Source organism: Salipiger bermudensis, assembly GCF_017309175.1.
Taxonomy (GTDB): Bacteria; Pseudomonadota; Alphaproteobacteria; order Rhodobacterales; family Rhodobacteraceae; genus Salipiger; species Salipiger bermudensis.
The window spans coordinates 20,685-37,062 of sequence record NZ_JAEKJV010000006.1 but is presented as its reverse complement, the minus strand read 5'-3'; the positions used below and the strand labels follow the sequence as shown (position 1 = coordinate 37,062).

Below are 16,378 nucleotides of genomic sequence, written 5' to 3'. Positions count from 1 at the left end.
GGCTGGCGTCGCGTGCGGGTTCCCTAAGGGGGGCGCGTTGGGGGAGGCGGTTGGGCGGTGACCGGCGGTCGCGTCAGGCGGTGACCGGCTCCACGACGGCGGAGGCCAGCTCCAGCCCGTCGGCGTAGAGGATGTGCGGCGCGTCGAAGCAGAGCTCGACCACCGAAACCTCGCGCGTGCCGATCACCCGAATGAACTCACCATCGGCGAGCCGTTCCGCAGGCACCAGCGCGCGTTCTGCGCCAAACAGGGTCTTGGCCCGCCAGTCGCGCACAAGGATTTCCTGCGTGGCCGGCAACACGGCGTCACTGTCAGGGCGCGAATTGCCCAGCGTGCCGGCACGGATCGCCACCAGCTTCAACCGCTGCTTGCGGCTGTGGATCGCGCTAAGCGTGGCGGTGCCGCTGTCTCGGGTGATGACGCGGTCGCCGGGCAAGAGATATTCCACTGGAATCGCGCCTTCGAGCGTGAGCACCACGGTGCCCGCAATCAGTGCGTTGAGTGTCTGCGACGTCACGATATGTCGGGCGGGGACGGTTGCGCCCCCGGTCGTGCCATCGCGCCGGACCGTTTTCGGTTCCATGGGCGCAATCCTGCTGTGTCTGCCTCGCTATTGTCCGGGAGAGTATGGCAAGATTCGGTAAATGTCGCGGCTTTTCAATGCCGCATTTTCCACTCGCCTTGGAAGCGTGGCTTTGCTAGGACAGCGCGGCGTTAAGCGGGTGTGGCGGAATTGGTAGACGCACCAGATTTAGGTTCTGGCGCCTTTGGCGTGGGGGTTCGAGTCCCTTCACCCGCACCACGCAACCCTCAGACACTAGTGTGGGGCGATCCGCCCCCGGACGTCGAGCCCTTCGGCCGCGTCTGCGGTGACGCTGTCGCCGCCTTTGACGAGGAGCGTCGGCCTTGATCGACGCGGAAGCCGGGCGGAGGCCGATGATCCAGGGCCCCGCGCGTATGGTCGCCCCGGTGCGCCCTTCTTCCGGTGCCCGGAGCTGTTCGAAGGGCGGTTCTTGCCGGTGAAAATGCCGTCAATGTTTCCGCTCGTGCCATACAATTGTCCCTTCAATTTTGCGCGCCGACGGCATAGACCTTCCGAAACGCGAGAGCAGGCAAGATGACCGACTGGACCCCCGATACGCTCGACAGCGGCAAGCCGCGCTACCAGGCCATCGCCGATGCCATCGCCGGGGATATCCGCAGCGGCAGGCTTGCCGACGGGATGCGTTTGCCGCCGCAGCGTCGGCTGGCAGCGGTTCTGGGCATCGACTTCACCACCGTCAGCCGGGCCTATGCCGAGGCGCAGGCGCGTGGCCATGTCGAGAGCCATGTCGGGCGCGGCACCTTCGTGAAGGGGCGCGTCGCGACCGACCGGCCCGATCCCTCGCGCAGCGCCGAGGCCGACCTGTCGATGAACATGCCGCCCGAGCCGCAGGACCCCGAGCTACGCCGTCGGATGCAGGAGGGGCTGGGCCATGTCTCGGCCAACCTTATCGACCTGCTGCGCTACCAGGGCGCCACCGGTTCCAAGCGCGACCGGCTCGCCGCCTCGAGCTGGCTGAGCATGCGCGGCATGGTTCCGGCGCTCGAGTGCGTCGCGGTGACGCCGGGGGCGCACTCGACGATGGCCGCGATCCTATCGATCCTCACCCGGCCCGGCGACACGGTGCTCTGCGAGGCGGTCACCTATCCCGGCATCCGCAACGTGGCGGGGAGGTTCCGTCTCAACCTCATCGGCATCGAGATGGACGCGGACGGCATCCTGCCCGAGGCGCTCGAGGCGGCGATCCGCGCACACGGGCCCAAGGCGCTCTACCTCAATCCGACGCTGCAGAACCCGACCACGCTGACCATGCCCGAGGCGCGGCGACTCGAGGTTGCGGCGGTGCTGCGCCGGCACGCGTTGATACTGATCGAGGACGACGCCTATGGCTTCATCCCGACCAGGACGCCGCCGCCCATCGCGCTTTCGGCGCCGGAGCTGACCTGGCATATCGGCGGGTTGGCGAAATGCATCGGCGCCGGGCTGCGGCTGGCTTTCACCATCGCGCCGACACCGCGCTGCGCGCATGATCTGGCGCAGGCGATCCGGGCGCTTTCGGTGATGCCCTCGCCACTGTCGATGGCGCTTGTCACGCAATGGATCGAGGACGGCACCGCCGACGGCATTCGTCGCTTTGTCCGCGCAGAAAGCGCGGCGCGGCAGGCGCTGGCGGGCGAAGTGCTGAGCAATATGCGCTATCGCGGGGCGGAGAACGCCTTCAACATCTGGCTCGACCTGCCCGAGGGTGTGGGGCGCGCCGATGTCGTTGCGCGGATGGCGCGGCGGCAGATCGGGTTGATGCCTTCGGATGCGTTCACCGTGCTGGGGCGCCCGGGCGAACAGCTGCGCGTCTGCCTCGGCGGTCCCGCCACGCGCGAGACCCTGAGCGAGAACCTGCATGCCCTCGCAAACGCGCTCACGCCGAACAGTTTCATGGGCTGAGCGGGTTCGGTCAGCCCGCCCTTGCGCCGAAGCCGTGCATGCCCTTGGCCCACTGGATGGCGACGACCATGCCCTTGACCGGCGGCAGAAGGGCGAGCGACAGCGCGAGCGCGGCGCCGCCGAGGATCAGGGCAAGCATCAGCGGATCGTCGAGGAACGACTTGTACATCAGGTGCATGGCGAAGCCGACGATGTGGCAGACCAGCAGGATCACGATATAGGCCGGGCCGTCATCGGCGCGCTGGGGCGTTAGGTCTAGGCCGCAGGCGTCGCAGGAGGCGGTGACCTTGAGATAGCTGTCGAAGAGCTTTCCCTCGCCGCATTGCGGGCAGCGCAACCGCGCGCCCTTGAGCATGGCGCTCTTGGTGTCTTTCGTCTCGCACATTGCCTGTGTCCCATTTCGACCACTTGACCACACAGCAGGTCGCAGGAATCAATTATGCCGTCAATGCTTGAATTGATTGCAGTCAATCAGAGCAGCACATCCGCGCTCGCCGGTGCGACATGGCGCACCGAGGCATACTGTGCACGGCGCCATTCCGCGCGAGACGCGCGACTGACCCGACCAAGACCTGAGTCGCGCCCGGAGCCGGGTGGGCCGGGCTCCGGGCGCGACGATCAGCCGGCAGCGCGCAGGTCGCCGAGCTCGCCAAGGACGCTTGCGGCAAGCCGCTGCAGCCGACTGCTGTCCGGGGCCTGCTCGGCAGCGCTCTTCAGCCGGCCCCATGCGGCGCGGTAGGCGAGATCGCAGGTCAGTTCCATGAAGCGATGGGCATCGCGTGCGGCATGGCCGCCGCCGGAGATGCGCTGTGCTTCGGCCTCCCACTGCCCTGCGCCCTCCTCGAGCGCGGGGTCGCTGTCGCGCAGGAAGGCGGCAAAGGCGCGTGCCCCGGCCCCGTCGTTGAGCGTCAGCGAGCGGGTGGCGGTGGTGCGGGCGTGGATGCCGTTGGTGCCTTCGTAGATGGCGCAGATGCGGTTGTCGCGCCAGTTCTGCTCGGCGCCGTATTCGCGCAGGTAGCCGTAGCCGCCCATCACCTGGATCGCGAGGTCGGCGGCACGGCTGCCGGCCTCGGTGCAGAAATACTTGCACACGGGGGTCATGAACTCGACGAAGTCGGGCTCGGTGCCGAGCTCTTGCGCCACCAGCGTGATGTGGCAGAGCGCCCGGCCACCAAGTGCCAGCGCGTCGCATTCGTCGATCATGCGTGCCACGTCGGGGTGCTGGTCGATGCTCGCCACGTTCCCATCGGCGCCACGGCCCTGCTTGCGCTCGGCGGCGTAATGCAAGGCGAGGTCCGCCGCGCGGGCGGCGTGGGCGACGCCCTGCAGGCCCACGTCGAGTCGGGCGTGGTTCATCATCGCGAACATCGCCTTGAGCCCTGCGCCCTCGGCGCCAACGAGTTCCCCCTGCGCGCCGTCGAAGGCGAGCTGGCAGGTCGGCGAGGCGTGCAGGCCGAGCTTTTCCTCGATCCGGGTCACGGTGACGGCGTTGCGCACCCCATCTTCGCGGATCGCCGGGCAGGCAAACAGGCTGAGCCCGCGGATCCCGTCCTCGGGCGCGCCGGTGCGGGCGAGCACGAGGTGCAGGATGTTGTCGGTCATGTCCTGATCGCCGCCGGAGATGAAGATCTTCTCGCCCTCGATGCGCCAGCTCTCGCCGTCGCGCGTGGCCTTGGTGCGGATCGCCGACAGGTCGGAGCCGGCGCCCGGCTCGGTCAGGCACATGGTCGAGAGCCACTCGCCCGAGGCGAGCTTCGGGATATACGCCTCTTTTTGCGCCTCGGAGCCGAAGCGCATCAGCAGCGAGATCGCGCCATGGGCCAGCGAGGTGACCATCTGCAGCGAATGGTTGGCGCCGGTGAAGATCTCGCTCACCGCCGCCAGCACCGGCCCGCCCAGCCCCATGCCGCCGAACTCCTCGGGCGCCGCGATGCCCTGCCAGCCGCCCTCGGAGAGCTCGGCATAGACCTCGGCAAAGCCGTCGGGCATCCGGACGCGGCCGTTCTCGAGCCGGCAGCCCTGTTCGTCGCCGGGCGCGTCGAGCGGTGCGATGCGGCCCTCGGCGAAGGCGGCGAAATGGCCGGTGATCTCGCTGGCCAGCTCGTCGTCCCAGTCGGGCAGGCGGTCGGCGCGGGCGACGTGGCGCAGCGAGAACAGGATGTCGTCGGTGGGGGCGTGGAACGTGGTCATGTCACGACACCCCCAGGAGCCGCATGGCGTTGTCCTTGAGGATCATCGGGCGGACCTCGTCGCGGAACTCGGCCTTGTCGAAGGCGTTCAGCCACTTCTCGGGCGCGATCATCGGCCAGTCGGAGCCGAAGAGCATCTTCTTCTTCAGGATCGTGTTGGCGTATTGCACGAGGATCTTGGGGAAGTACTTCGGCGACCAGCCGCTCAGGTCGATATAGACGTTGGGCTTGTGCTGCGCGACCGAGAGCGCCTCTTCCTGCCAGGGGAAGGAGGGGTGCGCGAGGATGATCGGCATGTCGGGGAAGTCGACGGCGAGATCGTCCATGTACATCGGGTTCGAGTACTTGAGCCGCATGCCGTTGCCGCCGCGCATCCCCGATCCGACGCCGGTCTGGCCGGTGTGGAACAGCGCCGGCACGCCGGCCTCGGCGATGGCCTCGTAAAGCGGGTAGGCCATGCGGTCGTTGGGGTAGAAACCCTGCATCGTGGGGTGGAACTTGAACCCCTTGATGCCGTGGTTTTCCACCAGGTCGCGTGCCTCTCGGGCGCCGAGCTTGCCCTTGGCCGGGTCGATCGAGGCAAACGGGATCAGGATGTCGGCGTTCTTGGCGCAGGCCTCGGCGACCTCGTAATTGTTGTAGCGCCGGTAGCCGGTCTCGCGTTCGCTATCGACCGGGAAGATCACCGCGGCGATGTTCTTCTCGCGGTAATGCGCGGCGGTCTCGTCGATGGTCGGCGGATGCGCCCAGGGTGCGCCGAAATACTTGGCCATCGTCGACTGAAGCTCGTCGTAGCCATCATCGGTGTGACAGCCGCAGGCCTCCTCGGCATGGGTGTGGAAGTCGATCGCGCGGACCTTTTCGAAATCGATCATGGTCAGTCCTCCTCAGACGCGGATCAGCGCCGGGTCTTCGTTGTCGTAGAGCCGCTCGAGCAGGTCGGCCCGGCGGGTCAGGATCTTCTTGATGTTGAGAGACCCCTTGTCGGTGATCTCGTGGTGCTCCAGCGAAGGCGGCTCGGCGAGAACGATGGCCCGGGTGATGCGCTTGGCCGAGCCGGTGACATGGGCGTTCATCTCGCGCAGCTTGACCTCGATCTGGGTCATCAGATGGGTGTCGGTGACCGCGCCCTCGGTGACCTCTCCGGGCTCTGCCGCACCGGGCGCGGGGAAGATGAACAGCCCCACCTCGCCGCGGTCATGGCCGCAGATCACCACGTCCTGCGCCAGCCCTGCCAGCTCCTTGAGCGCGGTCATGCGCAGGTTGCCGGCCTGTACCCAGGTGCCGGTGTCGAGCTTGAAATCCTCGGACACGCGGCCATCGAAGACCAGGCCACGGTTCTCGTCCTCGGGATCGACGAAGCGCACCGCGTCGCCGGTGATGAAGAAGCCCTCCTCGTCGAACGCTTGCGCGGTTTTCTCTGGGTCGCCGTAATAGCCCGGCATGATGTTGGGGCCCTTGACCCGGATCTCGCAGCGCATGTCCGCGTCGGGGATCAGCTTGAGCTCGACCGCCGGCAGCGGCACGCCGATGACGCCCGAGCGTCCGATCGGCTCGTGCACCATGACGCAGGCCGGCGCGGTCTCGGTCAGGCCCCAGCTCGAGATCATCATCGGCAGGCCGCCACGGGCGCGCAGGCAGAACTGCTCGAGCGCCTCCCAGACGTCCTGCGGCAGCGAGGCGCCGGCGTAGAACAGCAGCTGCTGGTCCTTGAACAGGTGTTCCTGCGTGGCGGGATCGTCCTTGATGGCGTCGACCAGCATGTTCCAGCCCACCGGCACGTTGAAGGCCAGCGTGCCGGGGCGGTCGGTTCGGTTCTTCAGCGTGGTGGCAAAGCCGCGCCCGGTGGGCTTGCCGCTGTCGATGGTCAGCGTGCCGCCGTGGCTCAGCATCATGTTGACGTTGTGCGAGCCGCCGAACACGTGGTTCCACGGCAGCCAGTCGGTGATGCGCGGTGCGTGGTCCTTCAGGAAGGGCAGGGCCACCTCCATCTGCACCTGGTTCACGCACATCATCCGGTGCGTGGTGAGCACGCCCTTGGGATCCGAGCTCGACCCGGAGGTGAAGAGGATCTTGGCCAGCGTGTCCGGGCCGACCTTGGCATGGGCGGCGTCGAGCTCGGGGCTCTCCTCGGTATGCACAAGTTCGGACATGGGGGTGACCGGGCGCCCGGCCTCGCCACGCGCGGCAACGATCTCCACATCGGCAAGCTGCGGCAGCGCCAGCGCCGCCGCGTAACGGGTGGCGTCATCGACGAAGGCCATCTTGGGGGTCACCTTGTCGAGCACGTAGATCAGCCGGCCATGGGCTTCGGTGATCAGCGAATACTGCTCGGCCAGCGGCACCACCGGCAGGCCGATATACTGCGCCGCGAGGGACAGCAGCAGGTGGTCGAGCCCGTTGCCCGACATCATGGCGATGGTGTCGCCCTCGCCAAGGCCGCGGGCCAGCAGCGCCGAGGCGATGGCGCGGACCTGCTGCAGCAGCTCGAGATAGGTGATGTTGCGCCAGCCCGGCCCCTCGACGGGGCGCTCTGAGACGGCGACCCGGTAGGGTGCCTTCTCGGCCCATTCATGCAGCCAGACGCCGGTATTGGCGACCGGCTCGGGCAGGTCGTAGCCCGAGCGCAGCAGGATGCTGCCGTCGGCGCGGTCCTCGCGGATCACCTTGTGCGGAACAAAGCGGGTCAGGGTGTGGCGGCGGGCCCAGTCGGCCCGGGCGGTCGGGTCCTTTGGGGCGCGTTCGATGACGTGGGTGTTCATTGGCTCCTCCTCCCCGCGTTCTCAGCGGAAGACCGGGTTGCGCTTTTCGAGGAAGGCGCGCAGGCCCTCCTCGGCGTCCGGCGTGGTCTGCACCAGCGCCGCCGCGAGGCTCTCGGTAAAGAGCCCGTCCGAGCGCGACATGTCGCCGATGCGGGTCAGGGCGTTGACCATGAAGTAGTTCGACATCGGCGCGTTGGCGGCGATCTTGGCGGCCAGCTTGCGCGCCATCGGCAGGGCCTCGCCCTCGCCGACACTGTAATGGGTGAGGCCGAGCTGCAGGCCCTCGTCGGCGTTGTACTTGCGCCCGGTGAGCATCATCTCGACCATCCGGTCGGGGCCGAGGATGCGGCCCACGCGCACCGTGGCGCCACCGCCCACGAAGATGCCGCGACGGCCTTCCGGCAGCTGGAAGATCACCGACGGCTCGGCAATGCGCACATGGGTGGCGGTGGCCATCTCGAGCCCGCCGCCGATCACCGCGCCGGTCATGGCGCTGACGGTGATGACGCCGCCATACTGGATCATGTCGAGCACACGGTGCCAGTTGCGCGAGTGGTAGACGCCGTCCTCGGCGCTGCGCGACACGTGCTCGGCCAGATCGAGCCCGGAGCAGTAGTGACCGCCGCGACCGTGCAGCACGACCACGCGGACCTCTTTCGGCAGAGTGTTGTAGAACTCCTCGATCTCGGCCAGCAGCCCGTCGGACATGGCGTTGCGCTTGTCCTCGCGGATCAGTTCGAGCTCGGCGATCTGCCCGTCGTAGGAGGCTTCGGTATAGGTGCCTTTCATGGTGTCAGTCCTCACTTGGGCGTTCATTTGGGGGCAAGGCGGACGGCGCTGTCGATGCGGATGACCTCGCCGTTCAGAAGGGGGTTCTCGACGATCTGCTGCACCAGCATCGCGTATTCTTCGGGTTTGCCCATCCGCGACGGGAAGGGCAGGCCGGCCTCGAGCGAGGCCTTGGCTTCGGGCGGCAGCCCGGCGCTCATGGCGGTCTCGAAGAGGCCCGGGGCGACGGTCATCACCCGGATGCCGAAGCGCGCCAGCTCGCGCGCGGCCGGCAGGGTCAGTGAAGCCACACCGCCCTTGGAGGCGGCATAAGCGGCCTGGCCGATCTGGCCGTCCTGATAGGCCACCGAGGCAGTGTTGACGATGACGCCGCGAGCGCCGTCATCGTCGACCGGTTCGAGCGCAGCCATCTCGCGGGCGGCGATGTTGAGCACCGTGTAGGTGCCCAGCAGGTTCACCCGGAGGGTGCGCTCGAACAGGTCGACGGTCAGCGCCCCGTCGCGCGGGAGGATGCGCGACGCGGTGCCGATCCCGGCGCAGCTCACCACGATGCGCGGTGCGCTGCCCAGCTCGTCCTTGCAGCGGGCGAAGCCGGCCTCGACCGAGGCCGCGTCGGAGACGTCGGCCGCGAGGCCAAGCCCGCCGATCTCGGCCGCGACGGCCTTGGCGGCTTCGAGGCTCAGGTCCATGACGACGACGCGGGCCCCCGCCTTTGCCAGCCGCCGGGCGGTGGCGGCGCCGAGGCCGCTGCCGCCGCCGGTGACCAGCGCGATGGTGTTGTTGATGTCCATTGGGAGGCTCCTCAGAACAGGCCGCGGGTCAGCAGCATGGCTGCGACAAGCGCGATGTCGGCGGCGAGAAACGGCAGGATGCCGGCGAAGATCTGCTCGAGCTTGACGTAGTCCCGCGCCACAGAGTGGATGACGAAGACGTTGAGCCCGACCGGTGGCGTGATCATCCCGATCTCGAGCAGCTTGGCGACCAGCAGGCCGAACCAGATGGTGTCGATGCCATGCGCGGTGGTCAGGGGCAGGAACAGCGGCAGGGTCAGCAGCAACGCGCCGATCGGCTCGAGGAACATGCCGAGCGCGATGTAGATCAGCACGATGATCAGCAGCAGCCCGGTGGTGCCGAGGCCCATCGCCTCGACCAGCATCCCCACTTCCCGCGAGAGCCCCGACATCGCCACGAGGCGGGTGAAGAGCCCTGCACCGATGGCGATGATGAACAGCGCGCCCGAAGCGAGGATGGTGTCGACGAGGCTTTCCTTGAAATCGGCCCAGCTCAGCGAGCGGCGCAGAAGTCCCAGCGCCAGGGCCATGAAGGCGCCGAAGGCCCCGGCCTCGGTGGCGGTGAAGATGCCGCCGAAGAGACCGCCGAGCACGGCGCAGATCAGCAGCAGCACCGGCCAGATCTCGAGCGTCTTCTTCCAACGGTCGCCCATCGTGTAGGGCTCGACCATGGGCAGCCGCTCGGGCTTGCGCCACCAGACGAAGAGCACCGCCATGATGTAGAACAGCAGTGAGGCGAGGCCGAGGAAGATGCCGCCCATGAACAGCGCGTTGATCGAGCTGTTTGACTGGATGCCGAACAGGATCAGGATGATCGAGGGCGGGATCAGCGCGCCGATGGTCCCGCCTGCGGCGACCGAGCCGGTGGCGACGCGCAGGTCGTAATTGTTGCGCTTCATCTCGGGGATGGCGATGCGGCCGATGGCGGCGGAGCAAGCGACGGACGAGCCGGAGACCGCGGCGAAGCCGCTGGCGCCGGCCAGCGAGGCGATGGCGAGCCCGCCGGGCAGCCAGCTCCACCAGACCCTAGCGGCCTCGAACAGGCCCTTGGTGAGGCCCGAGTGGTAGGCGATGTAGCCCATCAGCAGGAACATCGGAATCGAGCTCAGCGTCCAGCTTGCCGAGGAGGTGTAGGGAATGTTGGACAGCATGCTCATGGCGGGGCGCAGGCCGGCGATGCCGCAGATGCCGAGGAACGACACGAAGATCAGGCTGACGCCGATCGGCACGCGCAGCGCGATGAGACCCAGCAGCCCGACGAGGGCCAGAAGGCCGACGGTGATCGGATCCATCAGTTTGTCTCCTTATGCGTGGCCTGCAGTTCGTCGAGCGGGTCATGGGCGCGCAGTTCGAACTTGCCGGTGGCGACCTCGATGAGGCGCAGCACCAGCACCAGCGACATCAGCCCGAACGAGATCGGCAGGATCCAGTAGGTGGGCCAGGTCTGGAACACGGTGGTGCCGACCTCGACATAGGCGCCCCGGTCGGTCTGGCGCAGCGCGTTCTGCGCCGTGCCCCAGGTCATCGGCACGAAGGCGGCGAGCGCGATGGCGAAGCCCAGGAAGGCGATGACCTGGCGCGGCCGGCCCGTGAGATTGTCGGTGAAGATCGTCGCCTCGATATGGCGGCGGCGGATTTCGGTCATGGCGAGCGGCAGGAAACTGATCGCGACCATGTAGTAGCGGCTGACGAGATCGGCGGTGGCCGGGAAGCCCGAGCCCAGGAAGGTGCGCATGAAGACGTCGATGACGATCTGCAGCATCATTGCCAGCAGGACGAGCGACGCCAGTACGGCGCTGATCCGGCCGATCCATTTCTCGATGAGGTACATGACCCTCTCCGACGGAATATGTGTGGGGGGAGTGATGAGGTGCGCGCCCGGCCTCGGGGCAGGGCGCGCCAGCCCGGTCAGGAGCCGTAGTTGTTGAGGTCGATCTTGGAGAAGATCTCTTCGTAGCGCAGCTCGGCGAGATCCTCGTAGCTCATGTCGGTGGAAACGAGCCCTTCCCACTTTTCGATCAGCGCCTTGTAGCGGTCGATCTTGGCCTGCGCGTCCTCGACGCCGCGCTCGGTCAGGATGTCGGCGGCGGCGGCGAGGCGCTCTTCGTTGTAGGCTTCCTTGGCGGCGAGCAGGGTATCATCGGGAGCGATGAACTCGATGCCCTCGACCTCGCGGGCCTTCTCGGCATCTTCGAGGAAGCCGACGAGGCCCTTGGCGATGCCGTACTGGGTCGCGCGGGCCAGCGCCTGGCGATCCTCTCCAGACATCCGCATCCAGAGCAGGCCGCTCACGCCGCCGGCTGCGGCGCCGTTGAACACACCTTCCTCGATCTCGGTCACGTAGCTGATGACGTCGCCGAGACGGTTGGCGATGATCTCGTGGTTGGCGCTGAAGGTGCCGTCGATGACGCCCTGGCTCAGGCCCTCGAACAGCTCCGACGACGGCAGCTGGGTCGGCTCGCCGCCCATCGCCTGCACGAACCCCGCATAGAGCGGCGCACCGGTACGGATGCGCATGCCCTGCAGGTCCTCAGTGCTGCGCACCGGCGAGGTGGTGAGCAGGTTGTAGGGCGGGGTCGCGTCGGTGCCGAGATAGACCTGGCCGTTCTGGGTGAACTCGGCCTGGCAGTCGTCGCAGGTGGCGATGTACTCGGTCACGGCAGACGAGATCACCAGGTTGTTGGAGCCGAGGATCGACAGCTCCGACGGCAGTGCCGCGTCGGGGAACTCCGCCGGGAAATAGGGCATCAAGAGCGTGCCCATCTCGGTGACGCCGTCGCGCAGGCCCGAGCTCATCTCGTTGGGCGCCACGAGGCCCGAGGGGGTGTCCTGCAGGTCCCAGCCGCCATCGGTAAACTCTTCGAGGCGGGTGCCGATTTCGGGATACACCACGGTGGCCAGCACGTGCGCCGGGCCGAAGCCGCTGGTGGCGCGGATGGTGTCGGCCTGCGCCAGCGTGGTGCTCGCCATGAGGGCACCGGCAACGGCCAGTGCGGTCATTCTGATGGTCATGTCTTCCTCCCTTGAATCCGCCCAATCCCTCCGGGCGGAATGTCCGGCCTAGTCGGCCATTGAACCTTCGATGCGGTTCAGCAGCGCCAGCAGCAGCTGCTGTTCGTCGTCTTGCAATGCGGTCAGGCACGCGGCCTCGGCGGCGGCGATGGCCTCGGCGGCCTTGTCGTGAAGGCGGCGCCCGCGCACCGTCGCCTTCAGCTCGAAGCGGCGGCGATCGGTCTTCATCTGGGTGCGGCTGACCAGCTCGCGGGTCTCGAGCTCATCGACCATGACGACGAGGTTGGAGCGCTCGATCTTCAGCAGCTCGGCCAGTGCCGAGGGGGTGATGCCCGGATTTCGCACGATCACCGACAGGCAGCTGAAAGTGGGAATGCGCAGGTCGAACGCGGCCGCGGCCTGCTGCGCGGCGGAGTGCAGCACGATGTAGGCGCGCTTGACATTGTAGCCCATCAGGCCGCGCACCGCGCCTTCGTCAACAGGCGCTGTCGTGGCGTTGGTGGTGCTGGGCTTGCTGGGCGGCATGTCGAATCTCCTCTTGCTTGCAAGGATGCGAACAAAAGTAGTTATGGTCAATAACTATTATCCAACATAACTAGCTGCGATGCAGAAAGCGACCGTGATCCGGCCTACGTGAAATAGGCCAAGCTTCTGACTTCGAGCTGAATTCTGGGATGCCGCGGCGCGGCGATGTGACCTCCGCAGGTCTTGTGCTCAGCCGTTCTGCGAGGGCTTTCCGCTCGTGGCTGCGCCCTCGGCGGGGCGTAGCGGGGCACGGCTGAGATCGTTCTCGGCGGTGGTGACCTTCGAGAGCAACGTGACCAGCGTGTCGCGTTCGCCGGGGCCGAGCTGCTTCAGCATCACCTCTTGGGCGCGGCGCACCACCGGGCGCACATCGCGCAGAAGAGCCGCGCCCGTCTCGGTCAGGGTCAGGACCCGGGCCCGGCGGTCGGTGCGGCTGACGCTGCGCTCGAGCAGCCCGCGGGCTTCCAGCCGCGCCACGACGCCGCCGATGGTGGCGCGGTCGATGGCAACCAGCCCCGCCAGCGTCGCCTGTTCGATGCCGGGGTTTTCCTCGAGCATGCAGAGCGCCGCGAACTGCATCGGTGTCAGATCGAAGCCGGCGGCCTTGGTCTCGGCGGCGAAGGCCGAGACCGAGATCTGGTGCATGCGGCGGATCAGGTGGCCGGGCAGGTCGTAGAGGTCTGTCATCATGGGGCACCGGAGCGGCTGCGGAACGGGTCTGGACACTATGTCATCCAAGGCCACGGCGGGTAAAGATATAAGTATGCTTACCTTTTGCCCGAAGCAGCCTCGCAACAGGTCGCCTTTCCGGCGCGCGGGCCTGTGCCGGGCGGGCTCAGATCCCCAGCGTCTCGATGGCGGCAGTTACCGCAAGGCGGAAGATCTCTTCGGCGGGCGGCGGCGTGGTCTCGGGGCGGGTGACCAGCCCCACCGGCCCGATCGACATGGCGGTGTCGAAGGGCAGGCGGGCCAGCCGCCCTTCCTGCACCTCCTTGGCGACCACCCCGGCCGAGATGATCCAGATCGCGTCGGAACTCGGCACGTAGTTGCGCCCGAAGGCCCCCGAGACGGTCTCGAGACGCCGCGGCGGCACGCCTACGCCTTGAGCGATCAGGAGGCGCTCGACCAGCGCCCGGATCGCCGCGCCCTCTGGCGGATAGATCACCGGCCACTCGGCGATGCGGCGGATGTCGGGCGCCTCGAGCAGCGGGTGGCCGGGGCGCACGACGAAATCGAGATGCTCGTTGTAGAGCTGTGTGAAGGAGATCCCCTGCATCGTCTCGGGCGGCCCGAGCCGTCCGATCACCACGTCGATCTGGCCGCGTCGAAGCAGGTCGATCAGGTAGCCATGCGGGCCATCGATGATGCGCAGCGTCACCTCCGGGACGCGCTCGAAGAATTCATGCGTGACCTGTGGCATCAGCCGCGCCGCGACGCTGGGCAGCGCGCCCACTGTGAAGGCGGTGCCGCCGCCGCGCCCGAGCTGCTCGATCTCGTCGAACCCCTGTTGCAGCGTCACTAGGCTGCGTTCGGCGAAATGCAGGAAGACCTCGCCCTGCCGGGTCAGGGCGATTCCGGCGCGGCTGCGGGTCAACACTGGCGTACCGAGGATGTCCTCGAGCTCCTTCAGGGTCTTTGAGATCGCCGGCTGGGTGACGAACAGCGTCTCGGCGGCACGCTTGAGGCTGCGCTGGCGCACGATCTCGACGAAGCTCTGGATGTGCCGGAACTTGATGCGGCGGTCGATCATGGCATTACTTGCCTTTTTGGTTAAGTTAAGCGGCCTCGATCTCATTTTACTTTCAATTCGGCGCATGTGAAGACTCGGGACGAGGGGCAGGCCGGCCTTTCTTCGGAACGCGGCCTGCATATGGGAGCCAGAGACACGCCGCCGGGCATGCCCGCCGCGTGCAATCACCAAGGAGAGCCGCCGCGATGCGCAGCCTTCATGTGAACGGGATCGATCTGCATTGGCGCGAGGATGGCGACCCCGAGGGCCGGCCGGTGGTGTTCGCCAATTCGCTCGGCACCGATCTGCGGCTCTGGGACGACCTGTTGCCGCTGCTGCCCAAGGGGCTGCGGCTGATCCGCTTCGACCTGCGCGGCCACGGCCTCAGCGGCTGCCCCGAGGCGCCCTACGAGATGGACACGCTCGTCGCCGATGCCGAGGCGTTGATCGACGCGCTGGGCCTCGAGAACCCGGTCTTTGTCGGCCTGTCGATCGGCGGCATGATCGGGCAGGGGCTCGCGGCCAAGCGCCCGGAGCTGCTGCGCGCGCTGGTGCTGTCGAACACCGCTGCCAAGATGGGCGAGGCGGCGATGTGGCGGACCCGGATGCAGGCGATCCGCGAGGACGGGCTGGCCTCCATCGGTGACGCGGTCATGCAGCGCTGGTTCGCCCCGGCCTTTCTGCAGACCGATGCCCTGCCGGCGTGGCGCAACATGATGTGCCGCACCCCGCAGGAGGGCTATCTCGGCTGCTGCGCCGCCATTGCCGGCACCGATCTTGCCACCAGCACCGCCAAGCTGACGCTGCCGGTTCTGGGAATTGCGGGGGCGGATGACGGCGCCAGCCCGCCCGAGCTGGTCAAGGGCACGGTCGACCTGATCGACGGCGCCCGCTTCGAGGTGATCGACGGCACCGGCCATCTGCCCTGCGCCGAGAAGCCCGAAGCCTATGCAGAAATTCTCACCCGCTTCCTGAAGGAGATCGGACATGTCTGATCGTTACGACACCGGCATGTCGGTGCGGCGCAGCGTACTTGGCGATGCCCATGTCGACCGTGCCGAAGCCGCCAAGACCGAGTACGACCTGCCGTTCCAGACCCTCATCACCGAGAGCGCCTGGGGCACGGTCTGGGCGTCCGACGGCATCGCCCGGCGCGAGCGCTCGATGCTGACGCTGGCGCTGCTCGCCGCGATGGGCAATTTCGAGGAAATCCCGATGCACATCCGCGCCGCCACCCGCACCGGGGCGTCGCGCAGCGACATCATGGAGGCCTTCCAGCACGTCGCCGTCTATTGCGGCGTGCCCAAGGCCAACCACGCCATCAAACTTGCCAAGCAGACCTGGGCAGAGCTCGATCAGGGAGAGGATTCATGAGCCAAGCAGAATTCTACCAGCGCGACCGCGAGCGCCATCCGCCGGCGCTGACGCCGGATTACAAGACCAGCGTCATGCGCAGCCCGCGCGCCGCGCTGATCTCGCTGCAGCAGTCGGTCTCGGAAATCACTGGCCCGGTCTTCGGCCACAATGACATCGACCCGATCGACAACGACCTGATCCACAACTACGCCAAGGACGGCGAGAGCGCCATCGGTGAGCGGATCATCATGCACGGCCGGGTGCTGGACGAGAACGGCCGCCCGGTGCCGAACACCCTCGTCGAGGCGTGGCAGGCCAATGCGGGCGGGCGCTACCGTCACAAGAAGGACACCTATCTCGCGCCGGTCGACCCGAATTTCGGCGGCTGCGGCCGCACGATCACAGACGAGAACGGCTACTACTTCTTCCGCACGGTGAAGCCCGGTGCCTACCCGTGGCGCAACTGGGTCAACAACTGGCGCCCGGCGCATATCCACCTGTCGGTCTTCGGCACGAGCTTCTCGCAGCGCCTGATCACCCAGTGCTACTTCGAGGGCGACCCGCTGATCGCCAAGTGTCCGATCGTCAAGACGATCCCGACGCAGGATGGCATCGACAGCCTCGTTGCGGCGCTCGATCTGAACGCCACCGTGCCGCTCGACTCGATCGCCTACAAGTTCGACATCGTGCTGCGCGGCCGCCGCTCGACCCTGTTCGAGAACCGCCTGGAGGGGAACTGA

Annotated in this window: 17 protein-coding genes and 1 tRNA gene; 5 read left to right on the top strand and 13 right to left on the bottom strand. The window is 67.3% G+C overall.

Annotated features, from left to right (window positions below):
* Positions 1–73 precede the first annotated feature (73 nt).
* The gene (locus tag JF542_RS09570) at positions 74–583 is read right to left on the bottom strand and encodes a Hint domain-containing protein (RefSeq protein WP_207075678.1); all 510 of its coding nucleotides are present in this window, start codon (positions 581–583) and stop codon (positions 74–76) included.
* 135 nt (positions 584–718) lie between these two features.
* Here JF542_RS09570 and JF542_RS09565 point away from each other — a divergent pair.
* Both JF542_RS09565 and JF542_RS09560 read left to right on the top strand, forming a co-directional pair.
* A tRNA-Leu gene (locus JF542_RS09565) sits at positions 719–802 on the top strand.
* Between the two features lie 315 nt (positions 803–1,117).
* A complete protein-coding gene (locus JF542_RS09560) occupies positions 1,118–2,485 on the top strand; it encodes an aminotransferase-like domain-containing protein (RefSeq protein WP_207075677.1) in 1,368 nt (455 codons plus the stop codon).
* A 10-nt stretch (positions 2,486–2,495) separates the two neighbouring features.
* Here JF542_RS09560 and JF542_RS09555 read toward each other — a convergent pair whose 3' ends face one another.
* From JF542_RS09555 to pcaQ, 12 genes are all read right to left on the bottom strand, one after another.
* Positions 2,496–2,870, bottom strand: coding sequence for a DUF983 domain-containing protein (locus JF542_RS09555; RefSeq protein ID WP_207075676.1), 375 nt, complete (start codon positions 2,868–2,870; stop codon positions 2,496–2,498).
* A gap of 233 nt (positions 2,871–3,103) precedes the next feature.
* Positions 3,104–4,675, bottom strand: coding sequence for an acyl-CoA dehydrogenase family protein (locus JF542_RS09550; RefSeq protein ID WP_207075675.1), 1,572 nt, complete (start codon positions 4,673–4,675; stop codon positions 3,104–3,106).
* Between the two features lies 1 nt (position 4,676).
* A complete protein-coding gene (locus JF542_RS09545; RefSeq protein WP_007794793.1) occupies positions 4,677–5,549 on the bottom strand; it encodes a 4-hydroxyphenyl-beta-ketoacyl-CoA hydrolase in 873 nt (290 codons plus the stop codon).
* Positions 5,550–5,561: 12 nt separating this feature from the next.
* Positions 5,562–7,436 carry a feruloyl-CoA synthase gene (locus tag JF542_RS09540; RefSeq protein ID WP_207075674.1) on the bottom strand — a complete coding sequence of 625 codons (1,875 nt, stop codon included), beginning with the start codon at positions 7,434–7,436 and terminating at the stop codon, positions 5,562–5,564.
* Positions 7,437–7,457: 21 nt separating this feature from the next.
* On the bottom strand, positions 7,458–8,225 hold the full coding sequence (locus JF542_RS09535; protein ID WP_207075673.1) for a crotonase/enoyl-CoA hydratase family protein: 768 nt from the start codon (positions 8,223–8,225) through the stop codon (positions 7,458–7,460).
* 23 nt (positions 8,226–8,248) lie between these two features.
* Complete coding sequence (locus JF542_RS09530) at positions 8,249–9,016, bottom strand: SDR family NAD(P)-dependent oxidoreductase (protein ID WP_207075672.1); 768 nt, start codon at positions 9,014–9,016, stop codon at positions 8,249–8,251.
* A gap of 11 nt (positions 9,017–9,027) precedes the next feature.
* Positions 9,028–10,308: a TRAP transporter large permease gene (locus tag JF542_RS09525; RefSeq protein WP_007794781.1), complete on the bottom strand. Its 1,281-nt coding sequence runs from the start codon at positions 10,306–10,308 to the stop codon at positions 9,028–9,030.
* Positions 10,308–10,847 (bottom strand): TRAP transporter small permease, encoded by a 540-nt coding sequence (locus JF542_RS09520; protein WP_007794778.1) that lies wholly within the window; start codon positions 10,845–10,847, stop codon positions 10,308–10,310. Before JF542_RS09520 ends, JF542_RS09525 begins: the two co-directional genes overlap by 1 nt.
* A gap of 77 nt (positions 10,848–10,924) precedes the next feature.
* Positions 10,925–12,028 carry a C4-dicarboxylate TRAP transporter substrate-binding protein gene (locus tag JF542_RS09515; protein WP_207075671.1) on the bottom strand — a complete coding sequence of 368 codons (1,104 nt, stop codon included), beginning with the start codon at positions 12,026–12,028 and terminating at the stop codon, positions 10,925–10,927.
* A 48-nt stretch (positions 12,029–12,076) separates the two neighbouring features.
* Entirely contained in the window at positions 12,077–12,553 is a 477-nt protein-coding gene (locus tag JF542_RS09510) for a MarR family winged helix-turn-helix transcriptional regulator (protein ID WP_007794771.1), read from the bottom strand.
* Between the two features lie 189 nt (positions 12,554–12,742).
* Entirely contained in the window at positions 12,743–13,240 is a 498-nt protein-coding gene (locus JF542_RS09505) for a MarR family winged helix-turn-helix transcriptional regulator (protein WP_040545169.1), read from the bottom strand.
* 148 nt (positions 13,241–13,388) lie between these two features.
* The gene (pcaQ, locus tag JF542_RS09500) at positions 13,389–14,303 is read right to left on the bottom strand and encodes a pca operon transcription factor PcaQ (RefSeq protein ID WP_207075670.1); all 915 of its coding nucleotides are present in this window, start codon (positions 14,301–14,303) and stop codon (positions 13,389–13,391) included.
* A gap of 185 nt (positions 14,304–14,488) precedes the next feature.
* Between pcaQ and pcaD the strand changes: the two genes are divergently transcribed.
* Genes pcaD through pcaH form a run of 3 tightly spaced genes read left to right on the top strand, consistent with a single transcriptional unit; the run spans position 14,489 to position 16,378 of the window.
* Complete coding sequence (pcaD, locus tag JF542_RS09495; RefSeq protein ID WP_207075669.1) at positions 14,489–15,277, top strand: 3-oxoadipate enol-lactonase; 789 nt, start codon at positions 14,489–14,491, stop codon at positions 15,275–15,277.
* A complete protein-coding gene (gene pcaC, locus JF542_RS09490; RefSeq protein ID WP_007794729.1) occupies positions 15,270–15,656 on the top strand; it encodes a 4-carboxymuconolactone decarboxylase in 387 nt (128 codons plus the stop codon). The genes pcaD and pcaC overlap by 8 nt, the downstream gene beginning before the upstream one ends.
* Positions 15,653–16,378: a protocatechuate 3,4-dioxygenase subunit beta gene (pcaH, locus tag JF542_RS09485; protein ID WP_007794732.1), complete on the top strand. Its 726-nt coding sequence runs from the start codon at positions 15,653–15,655 to the stop codon at positions 16,376–16,378. The genes pcaC and pcaH overlap by 4 nt, the downstream gene beginning before the upstream one ends.